Here is a 13,670-nt window from a genome sequence, read left to right as displayed (position 1 = left end):
TATGATGTTGTTTGTGTGGAGACATTGAATATGCGATCTATGGCAAATCATGGGTTCGGTAACGGAAAAGCCACTCTCGACAATGGATATGGAATGTTTCTTTCGATGCTTGAATACAAGCTGTCTGATAGAAATAAGTATCTTGTCAAAGTAGATAAGTGGTTTCCTTCCTCGCAGCGATGTCATTGTTGCGGTAGGATCCATCCGGAGATGAAAAGTTTGCAGACACGTATCATAAAATGCGATTGTGGGCTCACTATGAGCCGTGACCAGAATGCAGCAATCAATATCCTGCATGAGGGATTACGATTACTTGCTGAAACAGCCTAAACAAAATATATAGTAGGGATGGAATAGCCCGAACTCATACGCCTGTAGACATTGTGTAAGACATTGAGTTACGTATCATCGTAGCCAACGCAGTAGTGGTTGAAGCAGGAAGCTCCGACTTCTATAAGTCGGAGTAGTTCACCAAGGCACAGCAGGACTATCTCCTGCCTTATGTGGAAGATGGCACGGTGATTCTGATCGGTGCGACGACAGAGAATCCGTATTTTGAAGTAAATGGAGCACTGCTTTCGAGATCGAGAATTTTCGAACTGAAACCCTTGTCGAAGGAGAATATTCTGACCTTAATTCACAGAGCATTCACTTCTGACAGAGGAGTAAAGCCCTACCATGCAGAGATCACAGAGGAGGCGGCAGATTTACTTGCAGATGTGTCGGATGGGGATGCTCGTGCCGCGCTAAATGCCATAGAGCTCGCCGTTCTTACCACAGAACCGGGAAGCGACGGGAAAATCCACGTTACGCTGGAAGTGGCAGAGCAGTGCATACAGAAGAAGGCAATCCGCTATGACAAGATCGGCGATAATCATTATGATACGATCGCTGCCTTTATCGAGTCCATGTGCGGTTCAGATCCGGATGCGGCGCTTTATTATCTGGCACGCATGCTGGAGGCGGGAGAGGACGTGAAGTATATCGCACGCAGGATGCTGGTAGCGGCATCAGAAGAAGTCGGAAATGCAGACCCGATGGCTATCTGTGTCGCAGCATCGGCGGCGCTCGGTGTAGAGCGTGTCGGAATGCCGGAGGGAAGAATCATTCTCGCACAGGCGGCATCCTATATTGCTTCCGCACCGAAATCCAATTCTGCTTATCTAGGCATTGAAAAAGCATTGTCACTGGTCCGGAAGACGGGAAATCTGCCGATTCCATCTTATCTGCAGGACTCCAGTTATAAAGGTGCCAAAAAGCTTGGCCGTGGTGTCGGTTACAAGTATGCGCATAACTATCCGAATCATTGGGTGGAGCAGCAGTATCTTCCTGATGAGATCCGTGAAGAACGAATCTATGAGCCGAATGATATCGGCCACGAGGCAGACATCAAGGCTTATTTCAGAAAAATCGGGAAAGAACCGGAGCGATACGCTTACGTTGACCCGTTGCTTTCGGGAAAGCCCGAAAAACCATGGGAAGATTGATCATGAAGAGGGACAGAAGTCTGTAAAGGCAAAGAAACAATGATCAGGAGTGAAGAGATATTTATCATGAAGAATTCAAAGGTGAGTTTGTGAAAAATTTCTTGACAAAAAATCCTGCTCTGCTTATAATCGACTCAAACCATTGAGGAAGAGTAGTAGCTTTGCAGGAAGCGTACAAGAGAGCTGCAGGTGGTGGGATTGCAGCCGTAGATGCGGAGTGAATGGACTTCTGAGGGCGGTCTGAGCGGCAGGAATATGTCAGGTAGGAACCGACGGGAACCCATCCGTTATCAATCGGGAGCACATGCAGGTGTGTGGAATGAGAGAGTATTCGGAAGAAGAAGCCCTCGGGAACGGAATCCCGTCCGGCAGTTCCGGTATACTAATCTGGGTGGTATCGCAGGAGAAATTACAGCTCTTGTCCCAAATACGGGGCAGGAGCTATTTTTATTGTATAAGGATTGCGAGAGTGCGAAGCACGGAGCAATCCGCAGCTTATACAATAAAAGTAAAAAGAGCTCTTCGAAAACGTAGTCAGGCCGCCTGTCGCGAAGCGCGCGTAAGAGACTGAATGCGATTTCGAAGGCAACAGGATACCATCCCCCTCCGTTCAAACAATTCCGGCATGAAAGGCACATATGTTTTCAGCAGAAGGAATGAACAAGTAAGAGAGGAGAACAAAACTATGAAAAATCCAGCATTCAGAAAAATCGCAGCAGTCGCGGCAGCCGGCATCATGACATTCTCACTTGCAGCATGCGGCAGCAACAGCACAGCATCGGGAACATCGGCAGCAGGTTCCTCTGCTTCGTCCGCGTCAGCGGCCGGGTCATCTTCTGAGTCGGCTGCGGCGTCCGTGACCGGAACATCGGTTACGGGAAGCTCTGCAGGAGCTGCGTCCGGGAAAACCTACAAGGTAGGCATTGTACAGTATGTGGATGACGCATCCCTGAATCAGATTGAGTCCAACATTGAGTCAGAGCTGGACGCAAAGGGCAAGGAGCTTGGCGTGACGTTTGATTATGCGGACTATACCTATAACGGGCAGGCGGATGGAACCGTGCTTCAGCAGATCGCATCCGAGCTGGTTGCGGATCAGGTAGATGTCATTGTCCCGATTGCCACGCCGACGGCACAGATCATGCAGACGGCGACGAAGGATGACCCGATCCCGGTCGTTTTTGCAGCATGCTCGGATCCGGTTGGAGCAAACCTTGTCGAAAGTATGGATGCGCCCGGGTCGAATATCACCGGTACCTCTGATGCGCTGAATACCGAGGCGGTGTTGAATCTTATGCTGGCACAGAACCCGGATCTCTCCTATGTGGGTCTTCTGTATTCCAACAGCGAAGATGCCTCCAAGCAGCCGATCGCGGATGCAAAGGCATTCCTGGACAAAAAAGGAATCAAGTATATTGAGAAAACCGGAACAGATACGACAGGAATCACCGACGCGGCAAATGCGCTGATCGCCGAGGGAGTCGATGCAATCTTCACACCGACCGATAACACGGTGATGACCGCTGAGCTGGCAATATATCAGAAGCTTGCAGAGGCCGGAATCCCGCATTACTGCGGAGCAGATTCCTTTGCCCTGAACGGAGCGTTCGTCGGATATGGCGTAGATTACGCAAATCTGGGGACTGCTACGGCAGACATGGTCGCAGATGTTCTTGTAAATGGAGCTGACCCTGCAAAAACTCCGGTACAGACCTTTGACAATGGTATCGCGACCATCAATACGGATGTGTGCGAGACACTTGGCTATGATCTGGATAAGGTTAAGGCGGCGTTCAAGCCCTATTGCACCAGTGTCGAGGAGACAACAACCGCAAAAGAGTTTGAGAATTGATGATTAGCTGCCGCACACTCGTGACTTTAGTCGTGTGAGGCTTCACGAAACCATATATTGCGTGATAGAATGGAGCTGGCGTATGCAATTGCGTCAGCTTTTTAAATGTCAGAGAATAAATTTCGGGAGGGTTTGAACGTGTCAGGTTTTCTAACGATAGGAATTGTCCAGACAGCTCTGGAGCTCGGACTGATCTATGCGCTGGTTGCGCTTTCATTGTTTATCAGCTTCAGTATTCTGGATATCTGTGATCTTTCAACGGATGGATGCTATACGCTGGGGTGTGCGGTCGGAGCGGTGGTGACAATTGCGGGACACCCGATTCTGGCTATTTTTGCCGCAATGGCTGCGGGGGTCTGCTCGGGATTTATCACCGCGATCCTGCAGACAAAATTCGGCGTTCAGAGTATTCTGGCCGGCATTATTGTGAATACGGGGCTTTACACCATCAATCTGGCGGTCATGGGATTTTCTTCCAACCTGTCGCTGTTCGGCTCTCCGACGGTTTTTGATATGTTCAAATCGTTGAACCCCTCTAAGGTGTGGAAAAGCTGGAGCCCGTTTGTTCTTCTGCTGATCATTCTTGCCGTGATCGTGCTTGCGATCCATTGGTTTCTCGGAACAAGGCTGGGCCTTTCGATCCGCGCAACCGGAGACAGCCCAGCAATGGTGCGCGCCTCTTCCATTAATCCGGCATTTACGACGATTGTAGGTCTGTGCGTCGCAAACTCACTGACCGGAATGGCGGGATGTCTGATCGGACAGTATAACGGGAACAGCGATATCAACCTTGGAACGGGAATGGTCACAGTCGCGCTTGCTTCGCTGATCATCGGGGAAATGTTTTTCAAAAATCGTGGCATGCTGATGCGGATTATCGGTGTGATCATCGGTTCGGTTCTGTATCGATTTGTCATGTCTGTCGCGCTGCGGCTGAAAATCCCGACAGAAGCATTCAAGCTGGTGTCGGCTTTGATTGTCGCGGTGGCGCTCACTGCTCCGCAGATCCGGAAGCTGATTGCGCTGCACGCGCAGAAGCGTGCCTCCATGAAGATGAGTATGGAAGAAGAGGAAGAGGGAGGTGACAGATCATGCTGAAGCTGAAGAATGTCAGAAAAACCTTCAATGTCGGAACGGTCAATGAGAAGAAGGCACTGACCGGTGTAAACCTTGTGCTCGAGGATGGTGATTTTGCCACGATCGTAGGCTCCAACGGCGCGGGAAAATCAACGATGTTCAATGCGATCGCGGGAAGCTTTTACCCGGATTGCGGAAGCATCATTCTTGACGGGAAGAATATCACCTATGTCCCGGAGTACAAGAGAAGCGTTTATATAGGAAGGCTTTTTCAGGATCCTCTGATGGGAACGGCTCCTCATATGACGATCGAGGAGAACCTTGCCATTGCCTATCTGAGAGCCTCGAAGAAACAGCATGCGATTTTCAGCAGAATCAGCAAGAAGGAGAAGGAATTCTTCCGGGAGCAGCTTTCCCTTCTCGATATGGGGATGGAGGATCGCATGAAGAATCCGGTCGGACTGCTGTCCGGTGGTCAGAGACAGGCACTGACGCTTCTGATGGCGACGATGGTAACGCCGAAGATCCTTCTTCTGGATGAGCATACGGCGGCGCTGGATCCGGCTACCGCTTCGAAGGTTCTGGATCTTACGAGAAAGATTGTCGCTGAGCGGAAAATCACCTGTCTGATGGTCACACACAACATGAATCAGGCGCTGGAGCTCGGGAATCGGACGCTGATGATGAGCGATGGCAGAATTGTGTTTGATGTAAAGGGAAAAGAACGGGACGGCATGACGGTAGAGGATCTGCTGGAGAAATTCGCGCAGGGAACCGGTCGAAGCTTCAACAATGACCGTATCCTTCTGTCGACAGAGCAGGGCGACTGAGTGCGCCGGGGACTGGATGAGTTGCATCTTGATAATATAATCCACATGAGGAACAGGGTGAGGATGCTCACCCTGTTCTTTGTGAATTATGTGGAAAAAAATATCTCCGAAATTATAAAATTTGGTTTAAGTGAGGGATAATGTTATGCTACAATCGTAAAGGTAGTGTAAACACAAAGATAGTCGGAGAAGCATTGGATATGGCATGGAAGACCTTTCAAATTGTCATATCAGCTGCGCGGTGCGGAAAAATGGATAGATGGCCGCCGTGAAGCTTGCAGGACTATCGGAAAAGCAAGTTGTACCGGGGCAATGGGGCTTCCGGTGCAGGAGGAAAATTGATGTCAATATATAATCTGTTCGCACTTGTTGGTGGGCTGGCTTTCTTCCTTTTCGGCATGAATGTCATGTCGAATTACCTGGAGAAAATGGCGGGCGGCCGTCTGGAGGGCATCCTGAAAAAGCTCACCGCGAACCCTTTTGAGAGCCTTGCGCTGGGCGCGATCATCACTATCGCGATTCAGTCGTCTTCGGCTCTTACTGTCATGCTTGTCGGTCTTGTCAATTCTGGTATTATGGAATTCGCTTCCACAGTAAATGTGATCATGGGATCAGATATCGGAACCACACTTACGGCCTGGATTCTCTCCCTGAACGGCATTTCCTCGGACAACATCTTTGTGTCCATGCTGAAACCGCAGAATTTTGCTCCTATTGTGGCGATCATCGGTGTCATCATGATTATGGGCTGCAAGGAACAGAAGAAAAAAGACATCGGAACGATTCTCTGCGGCTTCTCTGTCCTGATGTACGGCATGACATTGATGTCGGATTCGGTTTCTCCGCTGGCAGAGATGCCCCAGTTCCAGAACATTCTGATTGCGTTTGACAATCCGATCATCGGCGTTCTTGTCGGAACGGCATTTACCGGGGTTATTCAGGCTTCCGCGGCATCCATCGGTGTACTTCAGGCACTTTCCCTGACGGGAAAAATCAGCTTTGGCATGGCTATACCGATTGTCATGGGCGCAAACATCGGCACCTGTGTGACGGCGATTCTGTCAAGCATTGGCGTCAGCAGAAAGGCGAAGCGGGTTCCTGCACTGCATATCCTGATCAAGATTCTCGGCACCATTATATGGCTGGTGCTTTATATTGTTCTCCGTTATATTCTGAGACTCCCGATTTTTAATCATGTGATCAATTCCTTCCAGATCGCGGTCTTCCATACGATCTTCAACATTGGAACCATCGTCATTCTGCTGCCTTTCTCACAGAAGCTTGTGCGCCTGGTTGAACGAATGGTCAAGGTCGATGAAAACGATAAGACCGAGATGGAGAAGTACACACTGCTCGATGAGCGTCTGCTCCTGTCCCCGGGTCTTGCGGTCGGTCAGTGCCGGGAGAAAACAATCGAGATGGCGAAGATCGCGCGTGAGGCGTTCTCCAGCGCATTGACTATGTTCGAGCACTTCGATAAGGAGGAAATTGAAAGGATTGTCAAGAAAGAGGAGGAACTCGACTATCTGGAGGATGAACTTGATACATACCTCGTACGCCTCTCCGCCAAGGATATGACGGAGTCAGACAGCGACCAGATCTCCGAGATGCTTCACTGCATCAATGATTTCGAGCGTATCGGCGACCACGCGATCAATATGACGAAGCTTGCGAGACAGATGCATGATCAGAAGCTTCAGTTTTCCGCACATGCAAAGTCGGAACTTGCGGTTCTGACGGAAGCTCTGAATGAGATCATGACCCTTACCCTTGAGTCCTTTGAAAAAGACGATCAGCAGCAGGCAAAGCTGATCGAGCCATTGGAAGAGGTCATTGATGATCTGACCAAGGAGATCAAGAATCGTCATATCGATCGCCTGAAAACCGGCGAGTGCAGGGTGGAACTGGGGATTATCCTGACCGATTACATTACGAACTGCGAGAGAGTGTCTGATCATTGTTCCAATGTCGGCGTTTGCATCATCCAGACAAAGAATTCCAGCTTTGAGACGCACGGATACCTGAACGAGGTGAAATACGGCGGCGAATCAGAGTTTGTCGATGAGTTTGACTCCTATCAGGACAAGTACCGGCTTCCGGCGGTGGAAGCAGTCGGAAAGAAGAAATTAAAAAAAGCTAAGGATAAGGGCGGCAAGGAGGCAAAGGAATCCAGAGAGACGAAGAGTTCCAAGGACAAGGATTCCAAGGCAAAGGCAAAGACAGGCAGAGGCAAGGCACAGAAGGCCTGACTTGATCTGGGACAGATGCAAGGCAGAGAATGCCTGATTTGATCTGGGACAGATGCAAGGTACAGAAGGCTTGACTTGATTTGGGACAGATGCAAGATCTGGAAAGCGTGATTTCATTATGGATATCAACGGAGCCAAAATTATCAGGCAGAGAATGACCTTTACCGGCGATGTGCAGGGAGTTGGGTTCCGGTATCGCGCAAAGTACGCGGCAAGGGAGCTGGGCGTTACCGGCTGGGTGGAAAACGAATGGGACGGTTCCGTCGTCATGGAAGCCCAGGGAACGAAGGAGCAGCTCTACCGGCTTGTATACAATATCAGCAAGGGAACCTGGATTAACATCGAACACGTGAAGCGGGAAAATATTCCGGTGGAAGAGCATGAATACTATTTTGATGTGAAGGGATATTGAGAACAGTGACCTTCAAAGAATGAGAGGCTTGAATGGGCCCGGCAGCTTGCTGCCGGGCCCAAATTAATTTACGCGAGCGTCGCTATTTTACGGACTGATTCTTAGTAAAGATATTCTCGGTGTATCGGTTTCTCGGGTGTATCGGTTTATCAATTTATCGGTTTTTGAATCGCGTTCCGATCAGTACCGCTGCGACTGCGATTATGATTCCGATCCCAATTCCAAGAATGATACGGTATCCGAATGAATGGCCGGCGGCTGTCGCGTCTCCGGAAACGATATCGTCCGCCTGTTCATATTGACGGTTCTTAAGGGCGATCTTTTGAAAATCTTCATAGCAATACGCCTGTCCTTCCTTTAATTCCTCATCCACTCCGGTTTGCGCAATATTTTGACTGTCTGAAGAAATCATTGCGCTCTGTCCCTCCGAGGAATCGGCTGTAATCGGTTCGTTTGAGAAGTCCTTTGCGTTAGCGCTGGATTCATAGGCGGTGGAGATGCTCTTGTCAAACGGAATGTAGACACAGCCGTTCCCGGCATCTGCAACCAGAATCAGATCATGAATTCCGGGAACTCCGCCTATCAGGCAATGGTCTGTTTCGGAAGAAAGTCCGTTTTTATCCAGCAGTTCTTGAACCTGCTGTTCTGTGCTCTGGGGAGTCGTTTCAAAGGTGAGACTTGCGGGTATCCATTTTCCCTCATTGTTCTTGATTTCTTCTTTTTCTTCTTCCGTAAGAAGGCTCGAGGTGGAAGTGTTCAGAGGAAGTCCTTTACTGACTTCAACAATGGCTGTCTGCCCATCTGCTTGAATCGGCACGATATAGCACATGGGAGCCTTCGCGCATAAATCCATGACTTCCCGGAATGATTTATTACTTCCGCTGAAAAGATCTACATCAATATAAATTCCGTAGGCGCTGTCATAATCGATCGTGATCTGGTCGGGCTTTTTGGAATGTTCCGTTTCATAACATTCCGCAGCCATCTTCTGTATGGCTTCTGAGGATTCCTTTAAATCTGCGGGTATCGCCGCTGCAAAGACCGTATTGTGCAGGATGAGTACAGACAGAAGCGGAACCAAAGTGGTTGTTGCGATTAACAATAGGATGTGTTTAAAAAACAATTTGTTTTTCATAGCGGTTCTCCTTTTTGTTAATATTTGACTATACTGGGTTCGCTGTTAAGGAAAAAAATTCAAGGCAAATCATTATCATCACGACAAGTTTATATATTCTCTTTTAATTTGTTTAACAAAATATAAAGCCCAATCAATACCAAAATAGTAATTCCAAGTATCATATACATTGTTCCGATATTTACCTGACTTCCGAAAAAATAAAGATTGCAATCAAGGGAATCTTTAAGCTTTTCAATAACCTCTGCTGGAATACCTTGATTTTGCATTTCGGCAAGGGCCCCTTGCATGGTATGATTTCGGATAAGTGATGTACCATAAGTACCCGGCAAAAATAAGACTATTTTTTGCAGCCCTTCTCCGAATGAAGAAATAGGCATATATGCGCCGCAAATGAACCCATATCCCGCACTGATGATTGTGCCTACCGCTGAAATTTGTTCTTGCGTTGATAAGAAAAAGTTAATAATCGAAGATAATGCTGTTCCAAACAAAACAAGAAGTAAAACATCAAGAAACAAAAAGAATATGTCTTTGAGCGACATATACCAGCCGACAATAGCCACATAAGCGAGACAGATACCCGTTGCAGAAAAGCAAATAATCAGTGTTGAAAGCAAGGTCGCAACATAATAACTCAGCGAGAGTGCAGCTGGCTTCACGGGAGATATTCTTAAATCTCTTATCGTACCATTTGCCTTATCCTGCACCATCAAAAAATTAGAACAAAATGCAACCGTTACACACGAAACAGCAAGAAGGGATGAGATCAGCTGACCGGCTACCAGTCCCTCTATTATGTCTTCTGATAATGTTACTGAATCGGGCAAATTAGATGTAAAACCATCCCGATACAAATTCCCGAGAAAAGTCACATAAAGTACAAGCAATATAGCAGGTGTTATCAAAGAGGTAAAGAACATGCCCTTATCCTTAAAAAACAATTTGCTGTTTCTTTTGATAAGTGTGAAAGCCGTATTCATTTTTCTTCACCTCCCGCCAGTGTTTTGCCCGTAACAGCAAGAAAAACATCGTCCATCTTTCCTTTTGTTATTTCGTAATCATTAAACAACTGCGGATTACGAATAATCAATTCGGTAGCGGCCTTTGTATCCGGTATAGAAAGGCGATAACCGTTTCTGATTTGCTCATATTCCACATCAAGTGCCTTAATATCCTTTTCCTTTACATCATAAATTGTGACGTAATCCCCGGTATAAAGATTTTTTAATTCAAGAGGAGTACCCTCTGCGGATATTTTCCCATCGTCAAGAATTACAACATAATCAGCTTCCGCGGCTTCTTCCATATAGTGCGTAGTTAAAAATACAGTCATATTTTCATTCTTGCGAAAATTTGATATGACATTCCAGATAAGTCGGCGTGTCTGCGGATCAAGCCCTGTTGTCGGCTCATCAAGAATAAGGATTTCGGGCTTGTGAAACAAAGCCCTTGCAATATCAATTCTCCGGCGCTGTCCTCCTGATAATTTGCCAACGGTGCGCTTCAACAGGTTTTCAAAATCTAATATTTTCGCAAGCTTCGCAAGTCGTTTCTTAAAATCCATTCCGGTAATGCCATACAAAGCGGCACGACTTTCCAGATTATCATAAACAGAAAGGGCGGAATCCAAGGCAGAGGATTGAAAAACTACACCCAGTTCACGCTTAATATCATCTACATCCTCATCTAAATCGTGGCCATCAATAAAAACGCTTCCGCCGTCTTTCGGCAGCTGTCCGCACATGATATTGATTGTAGTTGATTTTCCTGCCCCATTGATACCAAGAAAAGCAAACAGCTCTCCCTTTTTCACGCGAAAACTCAAATCCTGAACAGCGTTTACACTTCCAAAACTCTTGTTAAGATTATTGATTTGAATAATATCGCTCATTCGCTTTCCTCCTGTTTATTTTCTTCTTTCTTTATCTCTTTCAAAATGCTCATAAATACCTCAGTAAGCATTCTGCTGATTGCGATAAATCCCTTGGCTTCAAGGCTTGCGGAGGATTTTATTAAAATCCGGTGAGGTGAAAAATCCTTGTAAAATTACGAGCTTTTCATTCCAGTTTATCTCTTAATTCCATACTGACAGCCCGCTTCAGCGCTGTCAATCTATATCTTTATGGATATCCGCGTTTTACAGGCTGGTGCTTCGAAATGGCGGAATGAGCACCCTGAAGGCCGCAGAATATATGCAGCATATATATTATCCTGCCGAAATGAATAAGGCTTTGAGGCGCAGACAACATGATATATAGCTTAAGAATCCCCTTGAAATAATTTGTGCATAAAGATATAATTACTTCATTACGAAACGTTTTGTTCTAGAAATATGACGAAAAAATTCGCCGGAGAGAGTAAGAGGGGGAAAAATATGCCTGCAACCATTAAGGATATCAGAGAGGAAACCGGCCTTTCGCTTGCGACAATTTCAAAATATCTCAACGGAGGAAATGTACTCCCGAAAAACAGGGAGAAGATCGAGGAAGCAGTGAAACGCCTGCATTACCGGCCGAATGAAATCGCAAGGGGGCTGGTCACCAACCGGACAAAGACAATCGGTGTCATCGTGTACAACATTGCCAGTATCTTCAACGGGACGATTCTGAGCACCATCGGTAAGGAGCTTAGAAAAAAGGGCTATGGTGTGCTGATCTGCGATTCCGCCGGAGACGCGGAGATGGAGCACTCGAATCTGCAGTTTCTTCTTAATAAGAAGGTGGATGGTATCATCATTATACCGGCAGAGCGGGATGCGGATTTTCTGCAGCCGGCGCGGGATGCCGGCATCCCCATTGTGTTGATCGACCGGGCTCTGAATGGAAACAGGGAGGACTGTGTTACCATCAACAATAAAGAAGCCGCGGAGGAAGCAGTGAATACTCTGATTGGTGCGGGACACAGAAAGATTGCAATTATCTGTTCTGATCATGAATACACCGGAGCGCAGAGAAAGCAGGGATATCTGGAGGCGATGGAACAGCATGGGCTTGAGGTGCGAAAAGAATACATCAAGACTGGAAGCCAGACGGTGGATTACGGATATCAGAGCATGAAAGAGCTTCTGGCATTGCCGGAGCGGCCGACGGCGGTTTTTATGGCAAATTACGATATTAACCTGGGAGTTGTGATGGCGGTGAATGAGTCCGGATTTCACTGCCCGGAAGATATTTCTTTGTTTGGTTTTGATGATCTTCTTCTGCCGAGGATCATCAGTCCGAAGCTTTACGTGATGAAGCAGCCGATGGAGGAACTTGGGTCCAGAAGTGTAGAGCTGCTGCTGGAACGGATCAACAGCAAGGAAGATCTTGCACCCAGAAACGTTGTGCTGAAGGCAACGGTGATGAAGGGGGATTCGATTCGCCCGGTAGGGGGATGCCAGTGCTGAGAATAAATGTGCAGAGTTTTAGAGTTTGTGCAATTGAACGACAAACTGTGAATTCACACGTTTTATTTGTGCAAAAACTATTGACAAGAAATGTGAATTAAGCCATAATAGGACACAGCGAAACGTTTCACCATGATAGGTTTTGGTGAAATCTCACAAAACGCCGGATGCCACGGGTGCCGATAACCGCAGATCGTCCGGAGCTTTGAAAGGCAAAAACTATGCATCGGGAGGGAGAAAATTGGAAAAGATCAAGCAAAACCCAATCGTCAAGAAAATCGGATTCAACAGGATCATACTGATTTGCGTATTGATTCTCATGTACGTGGCATTCTGTGTCGGAATCAAAGGATTTGCGGCCGCGGGTACAAAGCACCTGCTGAATACCATGAACTACGTTTATTTTCTTGGCTTCTTGTCACTCGGCGTTACCTTTGTAATCGCAACAGGAGGTATCGATTTCTCGATCGGACCGGTTATGTTCTGCTGCGCGCTGGTCGGAGGCTATTGCCTGAATTCCTACAAAATGCCATTGGTTGCGGACATCATCATTGCAATCATTATCGGACTGGTATTTGGAATTTTCAACGGATATATGGTGGCGTACCAGAAGGTCCCGCCGTTTATCATTTCCATGGCATCGATGAACATCGCGAAGGGTGCTGCTGCCGTATTCACCAAGACGCAGTCACAGAGCTGGCCGCTTTCCACGGATCCGGTGAACGGATGGTTCCGTAACATCGTATCCTTCAACGGTTTTCCAGTCGGACTGGTGATCTTCGTCATCGCGGCTGTCATCTGCGGCATCATTCTCTACAATACAAAGATGGGACGTTATATCCTCTGCCTGGGATCCAATCGTGAAGCAGTCAGATTGTCCGGCGTAAACACAAAGAAATGGGAGATGAGCGCATATGTAATGTGCGGACTTCTCACCGGAATCGCTGCAATTTTCTTCGTGGCAGCATATACCACAGTTCAGCCCGGATATGGCGATCAGTACAACAACGAGGCCATCGCAGGATGCGTCATGGGAGGAACTTCCATGGTCGGCGGCCTTGCATCTATTCTCGGAACGGTAATCGGTGTATTTATCATTTCACTGCTGCAGGAGGGAATCCTTGCACTTGGACTTGGTAAAGATATACAGCTGATTGTAACCGGTATCATCGTTATCGTCGCAGTATACGCCGATGTAACCGCCAGACGCAGAAAGAACTAAGGAAAGGAGAAGAGA

Annotated in this window: 11 protein-coding genes, 1 pseudogene and 1 other annotated feature; of the genes and pseudogenes, 9 read left to right on the top strand and 3 right to left on the bottom strand. The window is 47.4% G+C overall.

The genetic code is table 11. The features are described from left to right. The 7 genes and pseudogenes from ACTNDI_RS09940 to ACTNDI_RS09910 form a co-directional block, all read left to right on the top strand. The coding region (locus tag ACTNDI_RS09940) for an RNA-guided endonuclease InsQ/TnpB family protein (protein WP_441100832.1) at positions 1 to 330 on the top strand (330 nt) is incomplete at its 5' end. 137 nt (positions 331 to 467) lie between these two features. Next, positions 468 to 1,487 (top strand): annotated as a pseudogene (locus tag ACTNDI_RS09935) (replication-associated recombination protein A); the annotation flags it as partial. Between the two features lie 133 nt (positions 1,488 to 1,620). After that, positions 1,621 to 1,916, top strand: a binding site (T-box leader). A gap of 256 nt (positions 1,917 to 2,172) precedes the next feature. Next, a complete protein-coding gene (locus ACTNDI_RS09930) occupies positions 2,173 to 3,339 on the top strand; it encodes an ABC transporter substrate-binding protein (protein WP_441100831.1) in 1,167 nt (388 codons plus the stop codon). 138 nt (positions 3,340 to 3,477) lie between these two features. After that, positions 3,478 to 4,437 carry an ABC transporter permease gene (locus tag ACTNDI_RS09925; RefSeq protein WP_441100830.1) on the top strand — a complete coding sequence of 320 codons (960 nt, stop codon included), beginning with the start codon at positions 3,478 to 3,480 and terminating at the stop codon, positions 4,435 to 4,437. Next, a complete protein-coding gene (locus ACTNDI_RS09920) occupies positions 4,431 to 5,246 on the top strand; it encodes an ABC transporter ATP-binding protein (RefSeq protein ID WP_441100829.1) in 816 nt (271 codons plus the stop codon). The genes ACTNDI_RS09925 and ACTNDI_RS09920 overlap by 7 nt, the downstream gene beginning before the upstream one ends. Positions 5,247 to 5,587: 341 nt before the next feature. After that, positions 5,588 to 7,495 (top strand): Na/Pi cotransporter family protein, encoded by a 1,908-nt coding sequence (locus ACTNDI_RS09915; protein ID WP_441100828.1) that lies wholly within the window; start codon positions 5,588 to 5,590, stop codon positions 7,493 to 7,495. A 124-nt stretch (positions 7,496 to 7,619) separates the two neighbouring features. After that, the gene (locus tag ACTNDI_RS09910) at positions 7,620 to 7,907 is read left to right on the top strand and encodes an acylphosphatase (RefSeq protein ID WP_441100834.1); all 288 of its coding nucleotides are present in this window, start codon (positions 7,620 to 7,622) and stop codon (positions 7,905 to 7,907) included. 154 nt (positions 7,908 to 8,061) lie between these two features. Here ACTNDI_RS09910 and ACTNDI_RS09905 read toward each other — a convergent pair whose 3' ends face one another. From ACTNDI_RS09905 to ACTNDI_RS09895, 3 genes are all read right to left on the bottom strand, one after another. After that, positions 8,062 to 9,042, bottom strand: a complete 981-nt coding sequence (locus tag ACTNDI_RS09905) for a hypothetical protein (protein ID WP_441100827.1) — start codon at positions 9,040 to 9,042, stop codon at positions 8,062 to 8,064. An 89-nt stretch (positions 9,043 to 9,131) separates the two neighbouring features. Next, positions 9,132 to 10,025: an ABC transporter permease gene (locus ACTNDI_RS09900; protein WP_441100826.1), complete on the bottom strand. Its 894-nt coding sequence runs from the start codon at positions 10,023 to 10,025 to the stop codon at positions 9,132 to 9,134. Next, complete coding sequence (locus ACTNDI_RS09895) at positions 10,022 to 10,936, bottom strand: ATP-binding cassette domain-containing protein (RefSeq protein WP_441100825.1); 915 nt, start codon at positions 10,934 to 10,936, stop codon at positions 10,022 to 10,024. The genes ACTNDI_RS09900 and ACTNDI_RS09895 overlap by 4 nt, the downstream gene beginning before the upstream one ends. 483 nt (positions 10,937 to 11,419) lie before the next feature. On the opposite strand from ACTNDI_RS09895, the gene ACTNDI_RS09890 reads away from it, so the two are divergent. After that, complete coding sequence (locus tag ACTNDI_RS09890; RefSeq protein ID WP_441100824.1) at positions 11,420 to 12,433, top strand: LacI family DNA-binding transcriptional regulator; 1,014 nt, start codon at positions 11,420 to 11,422, stop codon at positions 12,431 to 12,433. A gap of 241 nt (positions 12,434 to 12,674) precedes the next feature. Further along, complete coding sequence (locus ACTNDI_RS09885) at positions 12,675 to 13,655, top strand: ABC transporter permease (protein WP_441100823.1); 981 nt, start codon at positions 12,675 to 12,677, stop codon at positions 13,653 to 13,655. Positions 13,656 to 13,670: the final 15 nt, after the last annotated feature.

It is taken from the genome of Bilifractor sp. HCP3S3_D3, from assembly GCF_052063915.1.
In the GTDB taxonomy this organism is placed as follows: domain Bacteria; phylum Bacillota; class Clostridia; order Lachnospirales; family Lachnospiraceae; genus Bilifractor.
Note: the sequence above shows the minus strand (reverse complement) of the source record. Positions and strands in the feature narration are given on the sequence as shown.